We start from the raw sequence: 22,605 nt of genomic DNA on the forward strand, positions 1-22,605 counted from the left end.
GAGCTCGAAGGCTGGCCGACCGCGGAAGGTCGCGTGAGGCTGGTGCGGGACTCGTCGCCGGGCCGCGGATGGCGGCCGGACGGGGCTTACTTCAGAAGCTGGAGGACCTGCTGGTCGCGCTGGGTGGCGAGCGACAGGGCGGTCTGGGCGAGCTGGCCGCGGGTGTTGAGCGAGCTCAGCTTGGCGCCTTCCTCGTTCAGGTCGGCAAGGGTGAGGTCGCCCGAGCCGCTCTTCAGAGTGTTGACCATCGAGGTCGTGAAGGCCTGGCGCGCCGCCATGATCGCCTGCGTCGAGCCGAGGCCGCTGGACTCCGTCCGCAGCGTACCGATCGCGGTGCTCAGCTGGGTCAGCTTGGCGGCGATCGCCGCGTCGCCGACCGTGTTGCTCGTCGCCGAGGTGCCACCGGCCACCGTCGTCGCGTTGGTCCACGCGCCCGCGGCGGACGTCGGCACGCCGAGGTTGCTCGAGGTCAGGGCGCCGGTGCCCATCGATCCGGCATTCGTCTGGATCGACAGGGTCGAGGTGGTCGACTTCGGGTCGAACGAGACGTTCAGCTTGTCGCCGTTGAGCAGGTTGGTGCCGCCGTAGCCCGAGTTCTTCATCAACTCGTCGACCTGGGAGAGGATGGTGTTGAACTGGGTGGTCAGGGTGTTGCGGCGGGTCGGATCGCTCTCGGCGGCGGCGGCGTTCGCCAGGCCCTGGGCGGTCTGGAACAGCTTGGTCATGCCGTCGATGCCGGCGCTCGCGGCCGCAATGGTGCGCACGGTCTGCTGCATGTTGTCCTGCAGACCGGACAGGTCGCTGGCCCGCTGGTCGAGGCCGGCGGCAGCGAAATAGTTCAGCGGGTTGTCGAGGGCGGAGTTGACCTTCTTGCCGGTCGCCAGCCGATTCTGGGCGATGGTCGCGTCGGCAACGGTCTGCTGAATGGTCACCAGGGTATCGCGGATACCCGCAGAAAGCGTCACAGGCATGGGTCGATTTCCACTTCGTCAAGCCAGTTGCCGTGTTGTACGGCGTTAATCATTAATAAAACGTTCTCTTTGCCCCGCCGCGGCCGTACCATGGGCCTCCGGAACAGCGCCTGATGCGGATCTCGGCAGCGTCATCGACGACAACCATGTGTTCCGGGATTACCCCGGATTGCATCGACCGGGGCGGATGGGAGCAAACGACATGACGACGATCACCACACCTCGATCCTGCCGGATCGAATTCTTCATATCGGAATACAACGTCTCGATTGGTGATTTTGCAAAACATCAATCGATTATATATATTATTTATATCAAGATAAAACAAGATTTTTGGATCATTTATTGAATTAAGACTCGTTTTCGATGAATTTTATTGTACTAAAAAATGCAGATATTGATGTCGACGGCCTCGTCGATACACTTCGGCGCGGCCCGAAGCGCTCGCGCGCATGATCATGTCTAGGTCTATACCAAACTACGGGCCGCGAACTGGTCGCCGGACGGTCGTGCGGACCAGCGGCTTTCGCACCACTTATTCACAATCCGCCCACGAAAAACGGAGGCGGGCGCAGCGCAGACAGCCCCGTTCGGTCTTGGCGTTTACTCTTTTCCCGATGGGACGAGACGCTCGCGACCGACGATCTCCGCCGGCGTACCCCGGTCTTCCTAGGCATCACGTCTTAGGCCGCCCGGTCGAGCGGCCGTCGTCCGGAGGAGAGGGCATGGATGCCGGGAGAGCGACCGCGCCGTCCCGGGGGGGGCGGATCGAAACGGCGATCTGCGATCGCGGCATCCCCGAGCCCCGCCGCCCTGTCGCGGAACGGGCCGGCTCGCCGATGTCGTCGGGCGGTAGGGCAGGGCAGGATCGTGCCGCCGGTGCCCTCGGCGCCGCGGAGCGCGGTCGGCGTGCCGTCCGGCCGAAACCCCTCGCTCAAGGCGATGGGTGAGACGCGCGGCGCGCCGGGGCATCGAGTGGCGCGCACGCGAGCGGCCCTGGCCGCCGACCCATGCGCGGTGGCGCATGGGGACGTCCGAGGCGAGAATCGCCGTCGCGATGCGGCGTGACGAGAGGAGGTCCGGCGCCGCGCGACCGGCCTCGCGTCACTCGACCAGATTCGTCAAGTATTTTTCGTAAGTGATGAGATCCTGCCCGGCCTTCAAGGCCAGGTAGTAATCGCCATCTTCGATCTTTTTATGGATGTCGGCGATGTACAGCCCCATCGACGGCACGCTGGTCATGATTTCGTTCGCGTGCTGCACGAATTCGTTCTCGATCAGGATATCCTTGTCGGTGAGGTAGATCGCCTGGAGGATCACGTACAGCTTCTCGCAGGCCGTCCTGGCCTGGCTTTCCGTCAGGATGTCCTTCTCACGCAAAAACTTCGCCTTCGTCTCGAAGGTCAGCGAGGCGCGACGACCGCCGTTGCGGATCGAGACATCGCCGATGATCAGCCGCTCGTGCGGTTTGAGGTCGATGCGCAGGGCCATGAATCGAGCACTTTTTTCCCACCCTTGCTTGCGGCATCACGGTTAATTTTTGCCTAAGCATGCCGGCGCGGAGGCCGGACGAGGCGGTGCGGCGATACCACGTGCGGCAAGGGCCGGCATCCGGTGTGGGAACGGTCGCGGCACGCTCCCATCCCGGCGCCGTCGTGGTAACGGAAGCCACGGAACGGTCCCCGGGCACCACGCGGGACCGGCGATGCGGCATGCCCCGCCGCGTCGCGAGGCGCGTTCGCAGGCCGTCATGACCCCTTTGCCCGCTCCCTTCCTCCGCCGATCCGGGCCGGGTGCGTCGCCGGCGGGGCGGGCCGTGCGGGATTTCGCCTGGGCCGGGGCGATCGTGCTGCCCTGCGCCCTGTTCGCCGTCCTGGCGACCCGGATGCTGGGGCCGCTCGCCCTGTTCTGGCCGGCCAACGCCGTGCTGCTCGGCATGCTGCTGCGCCATCCCGGCCGCGCCACCCCGGCGGCGTGGCTCGGCGCCCTCGCGGCCTATCTGGCGGCCGATCTCGCCGTCGGCACCGCCTGGCTCCCGACCGTGTGGCTCGCCCTCGCCAACCTGGCCGGCGTCGGGACCGGCTACATGGTCGCCGGCCGCGTCCTGGCGGCCGGCGCGCACCGCCTCGACCAGCCCCGGGCCATGCCGTCGGTGCTGGTCGTCTGCCTTGCCAGCGCCGCGGCCGAGGCCCTGATCGGGGGTGCCGCCGGCGCGGTGGTGTTCGGGCGCGGGTTCGTCGCCAGCCTGCTCGACTGGTTCAACGGCCAGCTCGCCGTGGCGATCATCCTGCTGCCGCCGTTCCTCGCGGCGCCGCGGCGGCCCCTGCACCTCCTTCTCGAGCGGCTGCGCGCCGGGCCCCGGTGCCGGCGCGAGGACCTCCTGCCGGTGGCCGCCCTCGCGCTGTCGCTGGCCTGCGCGGTCGTCCTTGGGGGGCCGGGAGTGCTGGCGCTGCCCGTCCCGGCCCTGATCTGGTGCGCCCTGCGCTATCCGGTCTTTCCGACGCTGGTGCTGACGGCATCGATCAGCGTCGTGCAGCTCTTCGCCATCGCGGTGGGCCTGCTGCGGCTGCCGGACAGCAATTTCCTCTACATCAACTCGGTGATGTCGGCCCGGCTCGGCATCGCCCTGGTGGCGCTCGGGCCGATGGCGGTGGCCATCGTCAACGGCGCCCGCAACGATCTGCTGCGCCGGCTCGACCACCTGGCCCGGCACGATCACCTCACGGGCGTCCTGCGGCGCGGAGCGTTTTTCGAGCGGGCCGGCGTGATCCTGGCCGACCTCGCCGCCGCGGGGCGGCCGGCGGCGGTGCTGATGATCGACATCGACCACTTCAAGCAGATCAACGACCGCTTCGGCCACGCGCAGGGAGACCGGGTGCTGGCGGCGGTCGCCGCCGGGCTGCAGGCGAGCCTGCGCGAGGGCGCGATCCTGGGACGGCTCGGCGGCGAGGAATTCGCCGTGCTGCTGCCAGCGGCCGAGGCGAGCGAGGCTTGGCTCGCCGCGGAGCGCCTCCGCCTGCGGGTGGCGGCGCTGTCCGTGCCGGCCGAGGACGGCGCGGGCGGATCCGTCCCGCCCCTGTCCGGGATGAGCGTGAGCCTGGGCCTCGCGGTCGCCGACGCGGACCGGCCGCCTTCCCTGGAGGCGCTGCTCGCCCAGGCCGACGCGGCGCTCTACGCCGCCAAGGCGGCTGGGCGGAACCGGGTGGAGCGGGCCGCCTGACGCCGGCGGCGCAGAGCGGCGAGGGGCCGGATCCGCTTTCGACCTGCGATGCCCACCGCCCGACCCGTCGCGACATGAAAGGTCGCGGTCCGGGCTGGACAGGAGGCGGCCACCGCGCCCAACAGGAGGCGGGCGGCCCCGTCTCGCGGCGGCGCCATCGAGCCACGCGGCGGGAGGCCGACATCATGCGCAGGGCGACGATTCACGGTGCGGCGGTTCGCGGTGCGGCCCTCGCTTGCCTGCTGCTGCCGCTTCCGGCGGAAGCGCAGACCGCGACGAACCTCACCGCCCTGAAGGGGCTCGCCACCGTGAGCGCGCTGCCGCGGACCGAGGCGGGGCGGGCGGCGCTCGCCGCCAACCTGAGGGTGACCGGCGACATCCAGTCGGGCGCCGGGCAGCAGCCCTACCTGATGCCCTTCGACGAGCAGCGGCAGCTCGCCCTGCGCGACTGCTTCATCACCGACGGCAACGCCACCGAGCTCGCCGACGGGCTCGGCAGCCGGCTCGGCACGATCTACCAGGAGCGGGCGCGCTACACCGACTACAAGACCTTCGGCAACGTGACTCAGTCGGTCGCCGACCTGATCGGCTACACCAACAACATCACCAAGTCGGATTCGAACTCCGGAAAATACTTCTTCGCCAACGGCACCACCGACGGCAAGGCGCCGGTCTCGGAGGCGGCCGCGGCGATCCTCGCCGCGCGCGGCGGCGTCGTGGACGTGTTCGGCAAGGCCTACGAGCGGCCGGCCGGCGCCAAGGGCGCCGACGCCTACGGCAATTCCCGCCCGTTCCAGACCCTGGCGCGGCTCACCGCCTATCGCGGGGCCGACTATTTCGGGCAAGCGTCGCACAGCCTGGACTGGCTGCACGGGCCGAGCCAGAACCTGACCGACAGCCCGTCCTATCCGAGCGGCCACACCACCTATGGCTACACCGAGGCCCTGGTCCTCGCGCTCCTCGTCCCCGAGCGCTACCAGCAGATGATCGTGCGGGCGGCCGAGTACGGCAACAACCGCGTCGTCGTCGGCGCGCATTACGCCATGGACGTGCTCGGCGGGCGCACGGTGGCGCTCCACGCGGTCGCCCACCTGCTCGCCAACGATCCGGCCTATGTCGGCCAGATCCGCAAGAATCCGGCGGTGATCGGCGAGATGAGCCGGGCCACCAACGACGCGGTCGCAATCACCGATTACCGCGCCGCCCTGGAGGCCGCCCGCTCCGACCTCGGCCGGGTGCTCAAGGAGGTCTGCGGCGACGCGCTGGCGACCTGCGCGCAGGCCGATACAGGCCGGTTCCGGGACGCCACCGCCAACGCCGCCTTCTACGAGACGACCCAGACCTACGGCCTGCCGGTGGTCCATGCCGAGACCGCCGGCACGGTCGAGGACGTGGCCAAGCTCGCCCCCGAGGCCGGCCACCTCCTGACCGCGGCCTTCCCGTCCCTGTCCCTGGCGGAGGCGAACGCCATCCTGACCGAGACGCAGGGGCCGGGCGGCGGCTTCCTCGACGACGGCTCGGCCTTCGGGGTCTATTCGCGCCTCAACCTCTACGCGGCCGCCGGCAAGGCGGCGGAACTGGCCACGCGCAAGCAGGCCGGACGCTGAGGCGATCCTGGCGGCGCCGATCCGGCGGGCGGGACGCCCGGTCGCCGGATGGCGCGGGCCCGGGACGGCGTCGCGACGGGTGCCGCGTCCCTTCTCAAGTGCGGTCTGACAATGTCGCGCTGCGATACCGCGGCTTCAAGGGCGCGGTTCGCGGCTTGAGATTCTCAGGCAAGAGATCGGGACGCAGCGACGTATCCCGCATCCGGCATCCGTGTTTGAACTTGAGCCGTCACAAACCTGCAGCGGCTCATCCGACCATGTCGAAGCGAAGCTCCTCCTCGATCCCGGCCTGGCTGCGTCGTCGCGGCTACTCCCCCCGCGCGATGGTGGCGATCGCCGCCGCGATCCGGCGGACCGGCCGCAGCCGCGACGCCGAGGCGACCGAGCAGAGTTGCCTGATCATCCCGTTCCCCAAGCGCTCGCAGCCGTCGGCTCCGTCCGCTGCGGCCGGCTTGCTCCAGGTCGGCGCCTGAACCAAGGCGAGGCCGGCGCCCGATCCAGAGCGGGCGCGCGGGCGTGAAAGAATCTCCGACGCCAGCGGACACCGGCCAGGCGGCACTCTTCAGCTGCCCGGGTTGACGAACAGGCTGTCGAACTCGCCGGGCTCGTAGTCGCGGCCGGTGATGTCGGTGATCACGACCCACTCGTGACCGTCCGCCGCGAGTTCGTCGGCCTTGTCCAGGGCCGCCTGCGGCGAGGTCCGCTGGTAGGAAAGATGCCCATCCGCAGTATGGGCCGTCACAACAAGATGCATGGCTCTCCCTGTCTGTCGCAGGAGCCATACTACCGGAACATGCCTGTCGGAGCGAGTCGGCGGCGGTGGCGGGATCGTCCGGACCGCGCTGCCGCATCGTCACGGAGAGGCCGCACTCCGGCGCTAGCCCTCGCTCCAGCGCTAGACCCTTGGCGCATCGCCGCTGTCCCGGAGGTCGTCCGATGCCCGTGCTGCTCGCCGCAGGCTCCTGCCTCGCCCTCGGCATCGCCCTCGTGGTGCTGCTCGGGCTCAGCGCCTGACGGGCTCGCATCCGGGCGGCCTGCCGTCGCGCGGGCTCGCGCCCGCACGAGCCGGTATCCGGGTCACAGCAGCGCCCGTGCGGCCTGCGCGATCTTGCGCACCGAGACGTCGACCGACTCGGCCGAGCCGCTGATCCGCTCCACCGTCCGGCGTACCGCGGCGACGCCCTCGGCGGCGCCCTGCATGCTGGCCGACATGTCGCGGGTCGCGCCGGCCTGCTGCGCGACGGCGGAGGCGACGCCGACCGAGATGGCGCTGACCTGGCCGATCGCCGCCGCGATGGCGTCCATCGCCGACACCGCCGACGCGGTGGCGCCCTGCACGGCCGCGATCTGCGTGCCGATCTCGTGGGTCGCCTTGGCGGTCTGCCCGGCGAGTTCCTTCACCTCGGCGGCCACGACCGCGAATCCCCTTCCGGCCTCGCCGGCCCGGGCCGCCTCGATGGTGGCGTTGAGGGCGAGCAGGTTGGTCTGGTCTGCGATGGCGCGGATCAGCGACACCACCTCGCCGATCCGCCCGGCTGCCTCGGCCAGCCCGTTGACGATGGAGCCGGCGTCCCGGGCCTGGCGCAGCGCGACCTCCGAGGCGGCGCGAGCCTCCTCGGCGTGACGGCCGAGCGCGGCGACGGAGGCCGAGAACTCGCCGGCACCGGCGGCCACCGCCTCGACGCTGTCGGCGGCCCGGACCGTCTGCTCGGCGCTGGCGCGGGCCTGGTCGGACACGTCGGTGACCGCGAGCGTGACCGCGGCGATGTCGGACTCGATCGCCCGCTGGCCAGCGGCCAGGCGTTCGCGGTCCCGGACCTCGCGGGTGATGTCGGTGGCGAACTTCACCACCGCGCAGGGCTTGCCGTCGAGGCCGAGCACGGGGTTGTAGGCGCCGAAGATCCAGACCTCCCGTCCGTCCCTGCCGACGCGGCGGAACTCCCCGGCCTGGTGGCGGCCCTCGGCCAGCGCCCGCCAGAACGCGAGGTAGGCCGGGTCGTCGCGCTGCGCCTCGGGGACGAACAGGCGGTGGTGCTGCCCCACCACCTCGTCGCGGGCATAGCCCATGGTGGCGAGGAAGCCGGCATTGGCCTCGGTGATCACGCCCGCGGGCGTGAAGTGGATCACCGCCTGCGATCGGTCGAGGGCTGCGACCTGCCCGGCCAGGTAGGCGTCGCGCTCCTTGCGGGCGGTGATGTCGGAGGCGAGCTTCACCACCCGGACGACGCGGCCGCGGCGATCGAGTACCGGGTTGTAGGACGCCTGGATCCAGATCGACCGGCCGTCCTTGGCGATGCGGCGGAACTCGCGGGTCTCGAACCGGCCCTGCCGCAACCCGTGCCAGAACGCGGCGTAGTCCGGGCTCTCGCGCTCGTCGGGCGGCATCAGCAGGCTGTGGTGACGGCCGCGGAGCTCGGCCAGCGAGTAGCCGGTGAGGACCAGGAAACAGGCATTCGCGTCCCGGATCGTGCCGGTGGGATCGAACTCGATCCGGCCCTGGGATCGGTCGACCGCCGCGAGGAGTGCGGCGTGGCGGGATTGCAGGAAGGGCACGGCGTCGGCCTCTGGGGGACTTGCCCGGCACGATGCGGCGTGAACCTTATTGAACGGTAAAGGATAGGATGTGGCACAGCCAGCATCTAACAGTAAACGGATGCGGCTCATCGCAGATGGCGAAGCTGGAATACATGCTAAACGCAGAAAGGCGCGCGGTGATGCTGCGCGTCCGCGCGAGGCGGGCCCAGGGACGGGCGAGACGCTCGACAGCCGCGGTCGCGCCGGCAGACGGGATCCAGACGCTCGGACGTTTCGGGGCGAGGCCCTCCACCCGATCCACTGTCCAGCCGAGCGCCTGGATTCGGCGCGAAGCGGGCGCGGCCCCGGAGCGCCCCGAAGGATGGCCGATCCCGCCGGGCCGGGATCGTCGCCTATCCCTCCCACAGCCGGTCGATCGCTCGGCGGTGGCCGCGCGGCCACGTTCGCGAGATCGAGGACCTGCTCGCCCGGCTTCGGCGACCCCGCCCCATCCCCGGCCTCGGGGGGAGGTTGGGGGATGGGAACCATCGCGATCCGGACAGCGAGTTTCCGTTCAGAACAGCTTCTTCAGCTCGCTCTTCAGGATCTTGCCGTTCGGGTTGCGCGGCAGGATCTCCTCGTGCAGCAGGACGCGGACCGGCACCTTGAACAAGGCGAGGCGGGCGGCCACGAAGGCGCGCAGCTCCTCCTCGCTCGTCTGCGCACCGCGGGCGATCGCCACCACGGCGCCGGGCTCCTCGCCCAGCGTCGGATGCGGGATGCCGACCAGCGCGGCGTCGACCACCGCCGGGTGCTCGTAGAGGACGCTCTCGACCTCGCCGCAATAGATGTTCTCGCCGCCGCGGATCAGCATGTCCTTGGCCCGGTCGACGATGGTGACGAACCCCTCGGCGTCGATCCGCGCCAGGTCGCCGGTGCGCAGCCAGCCCTCGCGCATCACCTCGGCATCGGCGTCGGGCCGGTTCCAGTAGCCCGCCACCACGTTGGGGCCCTTGACCCATAATTCGCCGACCTCGCCGGGGGGCAGGGTGCGGCCCTCCGGGTCCACGGCGCGCGTCTCGCAGACCGGCAGGGCCGGGCCGCAGCTGTCGGGGCGGTGGACGTAATCCTCGCCCTGGTGGTGGGTGAAGGTGCCGGAGGTCTCGGTCATGCCCCAGCCGGTGGCGGGCTGCGCCTTCGGGAAGGCGGCGCGCAGGCGCCGGACCAGCTCGGCCGGGGCCGGGGCGCCGCCGTAGCTGATCGTCTCCAGGGAGGAGAGGTCGTGGGTGCCGGCCGCCATCCCGTCGAGGAGCTGGAACGCGATCGTCGGCACGCCGCCGGCACTGGTGCAGCGCTCGCGCTCGATCAGCGCCATGGCGCGGGCGAGGTCCCAGCGCCGCATCATCACCAGGCGCCCGCCGCGATAGAGGTTCGGCACCAGGGTGGCGAAGCAGCCGGTGACGTGAAAGAGCGGGATCGACAGCAGGGCTACCCGCTGGGGCGCGGCCGGGTCCGGCGCCGGCACCGGCTCGCCCCGGCGCAGGAAGGCCCGCGCGGCCGAGAACGGATGCGCCATCACCCCGCAGGCGCCGGCCCGGTGGGTGCCGATCGCGCCCTTCGAGCGGCCGGTGGTGCCGGAGGTGTAGAACAGGGTGGCGACGTCCTCGGGGCCGACCGCGACCTCCGGCAGGCTTCCCTCCGGCAGTCCGGCCCAGTCGGCGACCGGGCCGATGATGTCGGACAGGCTCTCGGTACCGGGCGCGGCCGGCGCGCGGGCGAGGAGCACCCGCGCGAGCGCCGGGTAGGCGGCGCGGCGCTCCGCGATGCGGGCCCAGCGCTCCTCGTCGACGATGGCGACGCGGGCGCCGGAATCGAGGAAGCCGTGATCGAGCTCGGGGCCGGTCCACCAGGCGTTGAGCGGCGTGACGACCGCGCCGGCCAGGATCGCGGCGAAGAACGCCACCGGCCATTCCGGCAGGTTGCGCATCGCCACCACCACCCGGTCGCCGGGCCGGACGCCGCCGCGGATCAGGTCGGCCGCGAGCGCCAGGGTGGCGCGGCCGAACGCCTCGAAGGTCGCGCGCTCGTCCTCGTAGACCAGGAAGGTCTTTTGGCCGTGCGCCCGCCCGGCGACGAAGACGTCGCGCAGGGTCAGCGGCGCGTTGGCCCAGATCCGGGTCGGCACGCCGCGGATCGGGGTCTCGGCGACGGCGAAGGGGGATCCGGGCGCGGTCAGCCGGGCGGTCGCCTCGGCGAAGGAGAGGGCGGGCCAGAGCGGCGCGGTCATGTGCGGCTCGGTCATCGGCGGGCTCGTGATCGGTGGATTCTCGGGTGACGCGGGAGGGACGGAGCGCTCAGGTGATGGTCTGGCCCCCGTCGATCACGATGCTCTGGCCGGTCATGAAGGCGCCGGCCGGGCTCGCGAGGAAGACCGCCGCCCCGGCGATCTCGTCGGGCTGGCCGATGCGGGCGAGCGGCGTGCGCGCCGTGTAGGCGGCCCGCGACTTCGGGTCCTCCCACAGGGCGCGGGCGAAATCGGTCTGGATCAGTCCCGGCGCGATGCAGTTGACCCGGACGTTGTGGGGCCCGAGCTCGACCGCGAGGTTGCGCGCGAGCTGGAAGTCGGCCGCCTTCGAGACGTTGTAGGCGCCGATCACGCCCGAGCCCTTCAGGCCCCCCACCGACGAGACCAGGATGATCGACCCGTCCTTGCGGGCGATCATGCCGGGGGCACAGAACCCGATCAGCCAGTGGCTGGCGATCACGTTGTTGTCGAGGATCTTGCGGAACTGGTCGTCCGAGATGCCGCTCATCGGCCCGTAATACGGGTTCGAGGCGGCGTTGCAGACGACCGTGTCGATGCGGCCGAAGCGGTCCTCGGTCCCCTTGGCCAGCCGCTCGAGATCGGCCTTCGACGAGATGCTGGCGGGGATCACGACGGCCCGCTCCTCGCCGTGGCGGGCATTGATCGCCTCGGCCACCGGCGCGCAGGCCTCCGGCTTGCGCGAGGAAATCACCACCTTGGCCCCGTGCTCGGCCAGGCGCTCGGCGATGGCCCGGCCGATGCCGCGCGACGAGCCGGTGACGACGGCGACGCGGCCGGTCAGATCGAAGAGCGGCGTCTGCATGGAGCGTCCTCCCGGGTGGGCCTTTGCCAAAACAGGCCTTGCTTTTGCGCCGACCTTAGCCCCGTATGACGATTAAGCAAGCCGTGTTTTCGAAAACGCGGCCGTGGGGAGGGATGGCCGGGGGACTTGTCCCTCGTTCAGGTCCCGGTTTCGGGGCCCTTGCAGCACCATACCCAATCCCCGATAATGAGGCAGAACCCCGGGCCGCCGTGAAGAGCGGCACCGGGATGATCGGAGGAACCGAGATGCGGGAAGCCGTCATCGTCGCCACCGCGCGCACCCCCATCGGCAAGGCCTACCGGGGCGCGTTCAACGACACGCAAGCGCAGGCGCTCGGCGGCCACGCCATCGCGCACGCGGTCCAGCGCGCCGGCATCGACCCGGCCGAGATCGGCGACGTGGTGATGGGCGCGGCGCTCCAGCAGGGCTCGACCGGCGGCAACGTCGCCCGCCAGGCCGCCCTCAGGGCGGGCCTGCCCGAGACGGTGGCGGGCATGAGCCTCGACCGGCAATGCGCCTCGGGCCTGATGGCGATCGCGACGGCCGCCAAGGAGATCATCACCGACGGGCTCGCCGTCGCGGTGGGCGGCGGCCTCGAATCGATCTCGCTCGTCCAGAACGACAAGGTCAACCGCTTCCGCGGCCAGGACCCGTGGCTCGTCGAGCACGTGCCGGCGATCTACATGACGATGATCGAGACCGCCGAGAACGTCGCGGCGCGGTATGGTATCGGCCGCGAGGCGCAGGACGCCTACGCCCTGCAATCGCAGCAGCGCACCGCCAGGGCGCAGGCCGAGAACAAGTTCGCCGACGAGATCGTGGCGATGGAAGCCCGCATGGCGGTAGTCGACAAGGCGACCGGCGCGGTCTCGCACAAGGACGTGACGCTCTCCCAGGACGAGGGCAACCGGCCCCAGACCAAGCTGGAAGATCTCCAGGGCCTCAAGCCCGTGTTCAAGGACGGCCTGCGGATCAAGGAGGGGCAGTTCATCACCGCCGGCAATGCCAGCCAGCTCTCCGACGGCGCGGCGGCGGTGGTGCTGATGGAGGCCCGCGAGGCCGAGCGCCGCGGCTTGACGCCGCTCGGCGCCTATCGCGGCATGGCGGTGGCCGGCTGCAACCCGGACGAGATGGGCATCGGCCCGGTCTTCGCGGTGCCCAAGCTCCTCAAGCAGCACGGGCTCAGGGTCGAGGACATTGACCTGTGGGAGCTGAACGAGGCCTTCGCCAGCCAGGTGCTCTACTGCCGCGACACGCTCGGCATCCCGGACGAGCGCCTCAACGTCAACGGCGGCGCGATCTCGATCGGCCACCCCTACGGCATGTCGGGTGCCCGCATGACCGGGCACATCCTGCTGGAAGGCCGCCGCCGGGGCGCCAAGTACGGCGTGGTGACGATGTGCGTCGGCGGCGGCATGGGCGCCGCGGGCCTGTTCGAGATCTACTGATCCTGCCACATTCCGGCTCGTGACGGCGCCCGCCAAGAGGTGCCCGGAGGAGACCGGCAGAGGGACGAAGCCGAAGATGGCTCAAGACGTGAACGCGAACGACAACGTCGTGTCGACCGCCCGCGAGGGCGCGGTCGCGGTGCTGACGCTGCAATCCGGCCCGGTCAACGCGCTCGGCACCGCGCTTCGCCAGGGCATCCTGGCGGCGGTCGAGGCCGCGGAGGCCGATGCCGCCGTCAAGGCGATCGTGCTGATCGGTGGCGGCCGGATGTTCTCGGCCGGGGCCGACATCACCGAGTTCGGCAAGCCGCAGAGCGGAATCAGCTTGCCCGACCTCCTCAACCGCATCGAGGCGTCGACCAAGCCGGTCGTCGCCGCGATCCACGGCAACGCGCTCGGCGGCGGGCTCGAGACCGCGCTCGCCTGCCACTACCGGGTGGCGGTGCCCTCGGCCAAGGTCGGCCTGCCGGAGGTCAAGCTCGGCATCCTGCCGGGTGCGGGCGGCACCCAGCGCCTGCCGCGGGTGGTCGGGCCCCGCAAGGCCCTCGACGTCATCGTCGGCGGCTCGCCGATCGGCGCCAAGGCGGCCGCCGCGATGGGGCTCATCGACGAACTGGCGCCGGAGGATTCGCTTCGCGCCCACGCGGTCGCCTTCGCCGAGCGGGTGGTGGCCGAAGGCCGGCCGCTCCTGAAGATCCGCGACCGAGACGACAAGATCGCCGAGGGGCGCGAGAATCCGGGCCTGTTTGCCGCGTTTCGCGAGGAGAATGCCCGCAAGACCCGCGGCTTCGAGGCGCCGGAAGCCTGCATCGCCTGCATCGAGGCCGCCTGCCGGCTGCCCTTCGACGAGGGGCTGGCCTTCGAGCGCGCGGAGTTCCAGAAGCTCGTCTCCGGCACCCAGTCGGCGGCGCAGCGCTACGTCTTCTTCGCCGAGCGCCAGGCGGCCAAGATCCCGGACGTGCCGGACGACACGCCCGCCCGCCCGATCGCCCGCGTCGGCGTGATCGGCGCCGGCACGATGGGCGGCGGCATCTCGATGAACTTCCTGAACGCCGGCATCCCGGTGACGATCGTCGAGACGAAGCGCGACGCGCTCGACCGCGGCATCAAGACCATCCGCACCAACTACGAGAATACCGCCAAGAAGGGCCGGCTGAAGCCCGAGGACGTCGAGACCCGGATGGGCCTCCTCACCGACACCCTGGAGCTGGAAAAGCTCGCCGAGTGCGACCTCATCATCGAGGCCGTGTTCGAGGATATGGGGATCAAGAAGGAGATCTTCTCCAAACTCGATCAAATCGCCAAGCCCGGCGCGATCCTGGCCTCCAACACCTCCTACCTCGACATCGACGCCATCGCGGCGATGACCAGCCGGCCGGCCGACGTGATCGGCATGCACTTCTTCTCGCCGGCCAACGTCATGCGCCTTCTGGAAGTCGTGCGCGGCGAGAAGACCGCCAAGGACGTCATCGCGACCGCGATGCAGATCGGCCGCAAGGTCGGCAAGATCCCGGTGCTGGTCGGCGTCTGCCACGGCTTCGTCGGCAACCGGATGCTGGCCCAGCGCCAGCGCGAGGCCAACCGTCTGATCCTCGAGGGCGTCACCCCCTGGGACGTCGACCGGGTGGTCTACGAGTTCGGCCTGCCGATGGGCCCGTTCACGATGAGCGACCTCGCCGGCCTCGATATCGGCTGGAGCCGGGAGACCAACAAGTCGGAGAGCGTGCGCGACCTCCTCTGCGAGCAGGACCGCCGCGGCCAGAAGACGAGCGCCGGCTTCTACGACTACGACGCCAAGCGCAAGGCGACGCCCTCCACGGTCACCGAGGAGATCATCGCGCGTGTCGCCGAGCGCCAGGGCGTGAAGCGGAAGGCCGCGACCGACCAGGAGATCCTGGAACGCACCCTCTACCCGATGATCAACGAGGGCGCGAAGATCCTTGAGGAGGGCAAGGCGATCCGGGCCTCGGACATCGATATCGTGTGGATCAACGGCTACGGCTGGCCGGTCTATCGCGGCGGCCCGATGTTCTGGGCCGACACGATCGGCCTGCCCAAGGTGCTGGAGCGCCTGCGCGCCTACGAGGCCGAGTACGGCGAGGCGTTCAAGCCGTCGGCCTTGCTGGAAAGACTGGCGGCCGAGGGCAAGGGCTTCAAGGACCTGTAGCGTCGTTCAGCCCTCCCCCCTCTGCCGCAGGGTTGTCCGGGGAAAAGAAGGGTGCGGATCCTCTCCTCTCCCCGCGGGCGGGGAGAGGGGAAACCCGCGCCATCCATTTCCCCGCAGAGGGGGGAGGGCTCAGGCGTCGCGCCGACCCAATTCAAGACAACAAGCCATCCAGGAGGCACCCCATGGACCTTCGCTTCACCCCCGAGGAGCGCGCCTTCCGCCAGGAAGTCCGCACCTTCTTCCAAGAGAATCTCCCGCAGGAGATCCGCCAGAAGATGATCGACGGGCGTCATCCGTCGAAGGACGACATCGTCACCTGGCAGAAGATCCTCAACAAGAAGGGCTGGGCGGTACCGAACTGGCCCGTCGAGTGGGGCGGCACCGGCTGGGATCCGGTGCGCCAGTACATCTTCCTCGACGAGCTGCAGAGCTTCCCGGCCCCGTCGCCGCTGCAGTTCGGCGTCTACATGGTCGGGCCGGTGATCGCCCAGTTCGGCAACGAGGCGCAGAAGAAGCACTTCCTGCCGCGCATCGCCAACATCGACGACTGGTGGTGCCAGGGCTTCTCGGAGCCGGGCTCGGGCTCCGATCTCGCCTCGCTCAAGACCAAGGCGGTGCGCGAGGGCGACCACTACATCGTCAACGGCCAGAAGACCTGGACCACGCTCGGCCAGTACGCCGACTGGATCTTCTGCCTGGTGCGCACCGACGCCACCGTGAAGAAGCAGGAGGGCATCAGCTTCCTCCTCATCGACATGAAGACGCCGGGCATCACCGTACGGCCGATCCAGACCATCGACGGCGGCCACGAGGTCAACGAGGTCTTCTTCGACGACGTGAAGGTGCCGGTCGAGAACCTGGTCGGCCAGGAGAACAAGGGCTGGGACTATGCCAAGTTCCTGCTCGGCAACGAGCGCACCAACATCGCCCGGGTCGGCGTCTCGAAGCAGCGCATCCGGCGCCTGAAGGAGCTGGCGGCGATCGAGCGGGTCGGCGACACCCCGATCCTGGAGAACCCGCGCTTCCGCGAGAAGCTGGCGGCGCTCGAGATCGAGCTCAAGGCGCTGGAGATGACGCAGCTGCGGGTGGTCGCCGCCGAGCGCACCCGCGAGAAGGGCAAGCCCGACCCGGCCTCCTCGATCCTCAAGATCAAGGGCTCTGAGATCCAGCAGGCGACGACCGAGCTGCTGCTCGAAGTGGTCGGCCCCTACGCCCTGCCATACGCGGCCGAGGACGAGGGCGACGAGCACCTGAGCAACGAGCCACCGGTGGGACCGGATTGGGCGGGGCCCGCCGCGCCGACCTACTTCAACTGGCGCAAGATCTCGATCTACGGCGGCTCGAACGAGATTCAGAAGAACATCATCGCGAAGGCGATTCTGGGGCTCTGAGGACAGGTTGGGGCAGGGCCGGGCAGCAGAACAACCCGATCCCTCCCACCCTCGACCTCATCCTGAGGTGTCGGTCCATCGCAGATGGACTGACCTCGAAGGAGGGCTCCAGGGACCACCGAGACATCCGGAGCCCTCCTTCGAGGCTCCCTTCGGTCGCACCTCAGGATGAGGTTGCGATCGGGACGAATCGAACAAAGCCGCGCTTCGAGGCCGGCGAGAACGGAAACGACCCGATGGATTTCGATCTGAGCGAGGAGCAGCGCCTCCTCAAGGACAGCGTCGAGCGACTTCTCGCTGACCGCTACGACTTCGAATCCCGCAAGCGCTACGGCCGTGAGCCCGAGGGCTTCACCAAGGCGATGTGGGCGGCTTACGCCGAGCAGGGCCTGCTCGCGGTGCCGTTCTCCGAGGAGGATGGCGGCATCGGCGGCGGGCCGGTCGAGACTATGATCGTCATGGAGGCGTTCGGCGGCGCCCTGGCGCTAGAGCCCTATCTGGCGACGGTCGTGCTCGCCGGCGGCGTGCTGCGTCATGCCGCGAGCCCGGAGCAGCGGGCCGAATGGCTGCCGGGCCTCATCGCCGGCGAGACCCGCTACGCCTTCGCGCATAGCGAGCGCCAGGCCCGCTACGACCTGAACGACGTCGGCGTCACCGCGCGCCGCGACGGCGACGGGTGGGTGCTGGAGGGCGAGAAGTCGCTCGTCCTGCACGGCGACAGCGCCGACCGGCTGATCGTCTCCGCCCGGACCGCGGGCTCGCGGCGCGACCGCGACGGCATCGGCCTGTTCCTGGTCGAGGCCAATGCCGAGGGCGTGTCGCGCCGCGGCTACCCGACCCAGGACGGCTTGCGGGCGGCGGAAGTCTCGCTGTCCTCGGTCCGCGTCGGGGCGGACGCGGCGATCGGCGATACGGCGGGCGCGCTCCCCGTCATCGAGCGGGTCACCGACGAGGCGATCGCCGCGCTCTGCGCCGAGGCGGTCGGCGCCATGGACCGGATGCACAACCTGACGGTCGAGTACCTCAAGACCCGCAAGCAGTTCGGGGTGACGATCGGGTCGTTCCAGGTGCTCCAGCATCGGGCCGCCGAGATGTTCATCGCGCTCGAACAGGCCCGCTCGATGGCCTTCCTCGCCACCATGATGGCGGGCGAGGACGACGCAGAGGAGCGCGCCCGCGCCGTCGCCGGCGCCAAGGTGCAGATCGGCCGCTCCGGCCGCATCGTCGGTCAGGGCGCGGTGCAGCTCCATGGCGGCGTCGGCGTCACCATGGAGTACAGCGTCGGCCACTACTTCAAGCGCGTGACGATGATCGACCAGCTCTTCGGCGATGCCGACCACCATCTCGGCCGGGTCGCCCGGATGGGCGGGCTGATCGCCGCTTGACGCGGGACCGAGCGGGAGATGAATCCCGCTCATCTCGGCGCGGATAAAACTCGTTTGAGTTCCGCCCCGGGCGATTGTTGGGTGATCGTGCCTCAAGAGCACCCGACAATCCCCGGGAGGGACCCCAAGATGACCGGCACCGAGCCGCGCGCGCTCGCGGATGCGATCCGCTTCCTGTCCATCGACGCCATCGAGCGGGTGGGCGAGGGGCATCCGGGCACGCCGCTGGGCGCCGCCGACACGGTAACGGCGCTCTTCACCCGCCACCTCAAGTTCCTGGCCCGCGAGCCCCTGTGGTTCGACCGCGACCGCTTCGTCGAGTCGAACGGTCACGGCTCGATGCTGCTCTACTCGCTGCTCCACCTGTCGGGCTATGCGGGGATCGGGCTTGACGACATCAAGCGCTTCCGCGAACTCGGCTCGCCCTGCGAGGGCCACCCGGAATTCGCTCCCGCCCACGGCATCGAGACCACCACCGGCCCGCTCGGCCAGGGCATCGCCAACGCCGCCGGCATGGCGCTGGCCGAGGCCTATCTCAACCGCTGGCTCGGGCCGGACATCATCGACCACCGCACCTATGCGCTCGTCGGCGACGGCTGCCTGCAGGAGGGCGTCGGCCAGGAGGTGATCTCGCTCGCCGGCCACCTGCGGCTCGGGAAGCTGACCTTCCTCTGGGACGACAACCAGATGACCGACGACGGCGCGATCGAGCTCGCGCTGAGCGACGACATGGCGGCGCGCTTCCGCCTCAGCCACTGGCACGTCCAGGAGGTCGACGGCCACGACATCGAGGCGGTCTCGGCGGCGCTGCTGCTCGCCAAGGCCGACCCGCGCCCCTCGATGATCCGCTGCACCACGGTGATCGGCCGCGGCCTGCCCGGCGTCGAGGGCACGCGGGCCGCCCACTCCGCCCGCATCCCGGCGAGCTTGAGCGAGGCCGCCCGCAAGGCCCTGAACTGGCCGCACCCCGCCTTCGAGATCCCGGACGAGATCCGTGCCGCCTGGCGCGAGGCCGGCGAGCGCAACGCCCCCGAATTCGACTCCTGGACCCGCCGCGTCGCCGCCCTGCCACCGGAGCGCCGCCGCCTGCTCGACCGCCTGCGCGAGGGCAAGCTGCCGGAGGGCTGGGAGGCGCCGTTGCGGGCCTTCCGCGACGAGGCGGCCCGGTCGGGCAGGGCGCAATCCGGCATCGCGCTGTCGGGCGAGCTGGTCGACCGCCTCGCCGACGCCATTCCCGAACTTCTCTCCGGCGCGCCGGACCTCGAGGGCGCGACCCAGCACAAGCGCAAGCTCAAGGCCTTCACGGCCGAAGACCAGGGCGGACGCTACGTCCACTACGGCATCCGCGAGCACGCCATGGGGGCGATGATGAACGGCATGGCCGCCCATGGCGGCGTGGTGCCGGTCGGCGTCACCTACCTGGTCTTCTCGGATTACCTGCGCCCGGTGTTGCGGCTCGCCGCCATGATGGGGCTGCCGGTGCCGTTCGTGTTCAGCCACGATTCGGTCGGCATCGGCCGCAACGGCCCGACCCACCAGCCGGTCGAGTACCTGGCCTCGCTCCGCGCCATTCCCAACATGCTGGTGCTGCGCCCGGCCGACGCCGTCGAGGCGGCCGAGTGCTGGGAGATCGCCCTCGACACCCGCACCGGCCCGTCCTCGCTGATCTTCGCCCGCCAGGCCCTGCTGGCCGTTCGGCGCGACGGCTCGGGCGAGAACCGCTCGGCCCGCGGCGCCTACGTGCTGGAGGAGGCCACCGGCCCCCGCCGCGTCACGCTGCTCGCCACCGGCTCGGAGGTGGCGCTCGCCGTCGAGGCGCGCCGGCGGCTGGAGGAAGAGGGCATCCCGACCGCGGTGGTCTCGATGCCGTCCTGGGAGCTGTTCGAGCGCCAGGACGCCGCCTATCGCCGCGAGGTTCTGGGGCCCGGGACCGTCCGGGTCGGCGTCGAGGCGGCGGTACGCCTCGGCTGGGACCGCTACCTCGGCGAGGACGGCGGCTTCGTCGGCATGAGCGGCTTCGGCGCCTCGGGCGCGGAGGCCGACCTCGCCCGCCATTTCGGCCTTACCCCGGAGCGGGTCGTCGAGGAGGTGCGGGCGCGGCTCTGAAAGTCCGTCTGACCGAGCGCCATACACCATCCAACCCTCCACCTCACTCTGGGGTGGAGGGTTGGATGGAAAGTACCCCCCGATTGCGTCGTCGTGAATCACGCAGGCTTCGAAAACTCATGACGAGGTCTGGCGCGGAACAAATACTCTACTCGATTTCAGCAGATGTTGCGAGTTCGCACCCTCGAAACAACGTCTTCGATCGAGGACGCGAACGGGGGTTCGACCGTCCGGAAAAATCTCGGTTCCTTGCCGGCGGTCGATTCCGAGCCCCCCATGCCGTTCATCGTACGGCTTCCGCCTGGTCGCTCGGCGATGGCCGCGCGACGGCCGGTGCCTCGCGGCTGCGCGTCGCGGCGCCGACGCGACGGCGCGCCCTACCTTGGCCCGATGATCCTGCTTCGCCACGGCCAGAGTGAGTTCAACCTGCATTTCCACGCGACGGGGGTCGATCCCGGCATCGTGGATGCGCCTCTGACGCCGCTCGGCCACGGGCAGGCGGAGGCCGCCTCCCGGTCGCTCGCCGGGGAGGGCGTGCGGCGCATCCTGTGCTCCCCCCTGACCCGGGCGCTCCAGACCGCGACGCCGGTGGCGGAGCGTCTCGGCCTGCCGATCCTCGTCACCCCGATGGTGCGCGAGCGCCGGGGTGCGAGTTGCGACACCGGCACCTGCCGGACCGACCTCGCCCGCGCCTGGCCGCATCTCGATCTCAGTCATATGGACGAGGTCTGGTGGCGCGGAGCCGACGAGGCGGACGAGGAGCCCGACCACCTGTTCGAGGCCCGCGTCGCGGCCTTCGGCACGGCGATGGCCGAAGATCCGGACTGGGCCCACACCCTCGTCGTGTGCCACTGGGTGTTCATCATGGCGGTCACCGGCTGCAGCCTGGCCAACGGCGAGTGGGTCCGCTGCCGGATGGACGAGGCCGGTCGGCTGGCGGCGGTCGAGCGCTGACCGCCGCCAGCCCCGCTCAGGCGAACGGATCGGCGACGATCGGCCAGAGCGGCCGGCCGGCCCGCGGCAGGACGAGCGCCGCGAAGTCGGGATTGGCGCTGCCCGTCACCGCGACGTGGAGGATACGGTCGGCCCGCGGCGCGAAGCCGGCATTGAAGTGCTGGGCCGACTTCACGAACACGGTGGCGTAGTCGGTGAGCGAGACGCCGAACTGCTCGAAGGCCGAGGGCTGGAAGACCTGGGTGCGCAGGGCATTGAGCACGATGTGCAGGCCGCCGGCCTCGACCATCACGCAATCGCCCATCGGCTGCTTGCCGTTGCCGTAGGTCTGGACCGCGTCCGCCTGGATGCCGATCACCCGCACGGCGAGATCCACGGGATCGCCCGACATCGGCCCGGTCTTGCCGCCGATGCGCAAGGCCAGGCGCGCGCCGAGGCCGGCCTCCCGGCAGAGCCGGACCGCGACCGGATCCCAGAAGCTGCCGATGGCGCAGCGCGTCGCGCCGGCCTCGACGAGGGCGCGCAGCAGGAACGTCGAATCGCTCGCCGCGCCCGCCCCGGCATTGTCCGACACGTCGGCCAGCACCGTCACGCCCGCCGGGGGATCGAGCGCCACCTGCACCGCCTCGTCGAGGGTCAGGAGCCGGTCGGTGGTCGCCTCGCGCATCTCCCACAATTCGCGGGCGAGCGCCTCGGCGGTGGCCCGGGCCAGGTCCGGGTCGCCGTCGGTCACCGCCACCACCTTGGCGCCGACATCCGGGAGGTCGGCCCAGGGAAAGCCGTGGGCGAGCGACAGGGACAGGATGCCGTCCCGCCCCTCCGCCGCGCTCATCCGGTCGACGAAGCCGCGGGTCGGCTGGTTGGGCGTGCGCCACACCGCCAGCATCCGGCAATCGGCGACGGCGATCGTCGGCCGGATCCGGCCGGCCCGCGCGTCGTCGCAGAGGCGGAAGAGGTCGCGCGCCCGGTCGTCGACGTCGATGTGGGGGTATTCCTTGTAGGTGAGCAGCACGTCGGAGGCCGCGACGATGCGCTCGCTCAGGTGGCAATGCAGGTCGAGCTCGACCCCCACCGTCACCCCCTTGCCGACGATCTCCCGGGCCGCGGCGACGAGCTCGCCCTCGCAATCGTCCTGCTCCTCGGCGACCATCGCGCCGTGGAGGTCGAACAGCACCATGTCGACCGGGCCGGCGGCCCTGAGGTCGGCCAGCACGCGGTCGCGCAGGTCCACCCACACGTCCTGGCGCGTCGGCCCGCCCGGCGGGGCGAAGGCCGCCAGGCTCTCCACCACCGCGTAGCCGGCGGCCTCGCCCATCGTGCGCCAGACCTTGAGCGGCCCGGCGAACCAGTGATCCGAGGTGCGGGAGGCGCCGGTCTCGACGTAGAGGTCCTCGAGGAAGGCGGCGCGCCCGGTCGGGATCGGCGAGAAGGTGTTGGTCTCGGTGCCGAGCGCGGCGATGAAGAGCTTCACGGATGGGTCTCCTCTGGGAGATGGTCTTCGAGACGGAGCCGGGTCGGGGCGGCGCGCCTCATGCTCGCGCCGTCGTCCCGGGCTCGCCTTCGGCCCCGGGATGACCCTGATTCCACGTTTCTGTCGAGGGGCCGGCCCTCACCCCGCCGCCGCCACGTGCACCCCCGGCCGCTTGCCGTCGTTCCACCGGCCGCCGATGGCGCGCTCGACCTGGGCGGCGAGCTGCAGCAGCAGCCCGTCGGC

Annotated in this window: 16 protein-coding genes; 9 read left to right on the forward strand and 7 right to left on the reverse strand. The window is 70.5% G+C overall.

Annotated features, from left to right (window positions below; genetic code table 11):
* Window positions 1-86: 86 nt before the first annotated feature.
* Together HPY23_RS12645 and HPY23_RS12650 are read right to left on the reverse strand one after the other, a co-directional pair.
* On the reverse strand, window positions 87-932 hold the full coding sequence (locus HPY23_RS12645; RefSeq protein WP_060850082.1) for a flagellin N-terminal helical domain-containing protein: 846 nt from the start codon (window positions 930-932) through the stop codon (window positions 87-89).
* Between the two features lie 1,143 nt (window positions 933-2,075).
* Window positions 2,076-2,462, reverse strand: a complete 387-nt coding sequence (locus tag HPY23_RS12650; protein WP_091887457.1) for a flagellar biosynthesis repressor FlbT — start codon at window positions 2,460-2,462, stop codon at window positions 2,076-2,078.
* A gap of 325 nt (window positions 2,463-2,787) precedes the next feature.
* On the opposite strand from HPY23_RS12650, the gene HPY23_RS33850 reads away from it, so the two are divergent.
* The 3 genes from HPY23_RS33850 to HPY23_RS12665 all read left to right on the forward strand — a co-directional run bounded on the left by HPY23_RS33850 (window position 2,788) and on the right by HPY23_RS12665 (window position 6,271).
* Entirely contained in the window at window positions 2,788-4,191 is a 1,404-nt protein-coding gene (locus tag HPY23_RS33850) for a GGDEF domain-containing protein (RefSeq protein ID WP_175539981.1), read from the forward strand.
* Between the two features lie 185 nt (window positions 4,192-4,376).
* Window positions 4,377-5,798, forward strand: a complete 1,422-nt coding sequence (locus HPY23_RS12660) for a phosphatase PAP2 family protein (RefSeq protein ID WP_091887453.1) — start codon at window positions 4,377-4,379, stop codon at window positions 5,796-5,798.
* Window positions 5,799-6,055: 257 nt separating this feature from the next.
* Complete coding sequence (locus HPY23_RS12665) at window positions 6,056-6,271, forward strand: hypothetical protein (RefSeq protein WP_091887451.1); 216 nt, start codon at window positions 6,056-6,058, stop codon at window positions 6,269-6,271.
* Window positions 6,272-6,360: 89 nt separating this feature from the next.
* On the opposite strand, the gene HPY23_RS12670 is transcribed toward HPY23_RS12665, so the two are convergent.
* The 4 genes from HPY23_RS12670 to HPY23_RS12685 all read right to left on the reverse strand — a co-directional run bounded on the left by HPY23_RS12670 (window position 6,361) and on the right by HPY23_RS12685 (window position 11,440).
* Window positions 6,361-6,552, reverse strand: a complete 192-nt coding sequence (locus HPY23_RS12670; protein WP_139234979.1) for a hypothetical protein — start codon at window positions 6,550-6,552, stop codon at window positions 6,361-6,363.
* Between the two features lie 323 nt (window positions 6,553-6,875).
* Window positions 6,876-8,351, reverse strand: coding sequence for a methyl-accepting chemotaxis protein (locus tag HPY23_RS12675; protein ID WP_244537594.1), 1,476 nt, complete (start codon window positions 8,349-8,351; stop codon window positions 6,876-6,878).
* Window positions 8,352-8,886: 535 nt separating this feature from the next.
* A complete protein-coding gene (locus HPY23_RS12680; protein ID WP_091887447.1) occupies window positions 8,887-10,614 on the reverse strand; it encodes a class I adenylate-forming enzyme family protein in 1,728 nt (575 codons plus the stop codon).
* 52 nt (window positions 10,615-10,666) lie between these two features.
* Window positions 10,667-11,440 (reverse strand): SDR family oxidoreductase, encoded by a 774-nt coding sequence (locus HPY23_RS12685; protein ID WP_091887446.1) that lies wholly within the window; start codon window positions 11,438-11,440, stop codon window positions 10,667-10,669.
* A 245-nt stretch (window positions 11,441-11,685) separates the two neighbouring features.
* Between HPY23_RS12685 and HPY23_RS12690 the strand changes: the two genes are divergently transcribed.
* The 6 genes from HPY23_RS12690 (at window position 11,686) to HPY23_RS12715 (ending at window position 20,891) form a co-directional block, all read left to right on the forward strand.
* The gene (locus tag HPY23_RS12690) at window positions 11,686-12,888 is read left to right on the forward strand and encodes an acetyl-CoA C-acyltransferase (protein WP_091887491.1); all 1,203 of its coding nucleotides are present in this window, start codon (window positions 11,686-11,688) and stop codon (window positions 12,886-12,888) included.
* A gap of 76 nt (window positions 12,889-12,964) precedes the next feature.
* A complete protein-coding gene (locus tag HPY23_RS12695) occupies window positions 12,965-15,055 on the forward strand; it encodes a 3-hydroxyacyl-CoA dehydrogenase NAD-binding domain-containing protein (RefSeq protein WP_091887444.1) in 2,091 nt (696 codons plus the stop codon).
* 182 nt (window positions 15,056-15,237) lie between these two features.
* The gene (gene pimC / locus HPY23_RS12700; RefSeq protein ID WP_060850091.1) at window positions 15,238-16,446 is read left to right on the forward strand and encodes a pimeloyl-CoA dehydrogenase large subunit; all 1,209 of its coding nucleotides are present in this window, start codon (window positions 15,238-15,240) and stop codon (window positions 16,444-16,446) included.
* 236 nt (window positions 16,447-16,682) lie between these two features.
* Window positions 16,683-17,831: an acyl-CoA dehydrogenase family protein gene (locus HPY23_RS12705; protein ID WP_091887442.1), complete on the forward strand. Its 1,149-nt coding sequence runs from the start codon at window positions 16,683-16,685 to the stop codon at window positions 17,829-17,831.
* 129 nt (window positions 17,832-17,960) lie between these two features.
* Window positions 17,961-19,937 carry a transketolase family protein gene (locus HPY23_RS12710; RefSeq protein ID WP_091887440.1) on the forward strand — a complete coding sequence of 659 codons (1,977 nt, stop codon included), beginning with the start codon at window positions 17,961-17,963 and terminating at the stop codon, window positions 19,935-19,937.
* Between the two features lie 390 nt (window positions 19,938-20,327).
* Window positions 20,328-20,891, forward strand: a complete 564-nt coding sequence (locus HPY23_RS12715) for a histidine phosphatase family protein (protein WP_091887438.1) — start codon at window positions 20,328-20,330, stop codon at window positions 20,889-20,891.
* A gap of 16 nt (window positions 20,892-20,907) precedes the next feature.
* Here HPY23_RS12715 and HPY23_RS12720 read toward each other — a convergent pair whose 3' ends face one another.
* Window positions 20,908-22,362 (reverse strand): M81 family metallopeptidase, encoded by a 1,455-nt coding sequence (locus HPY23_RS12720; RefSeq protein ID WP_060850095.1) that lies wholly within the window; start codon window positions 22,360-22,362, stop codon window positions 20,908-20,910.
* Window positions 22,363-22,605 lie beyond the last annotated feature (243 nt).

Origin of the sequence: Methylobacterium ajmalii (assembly GCF_016613415.1) — a bacterium.
GTDB lineage: Bacteria > Pseudomonadota > Alphaproteobacteria > Rhizobiales > Beijerinckiaceae > Methylobacterium > Methylobacterium ajmalii.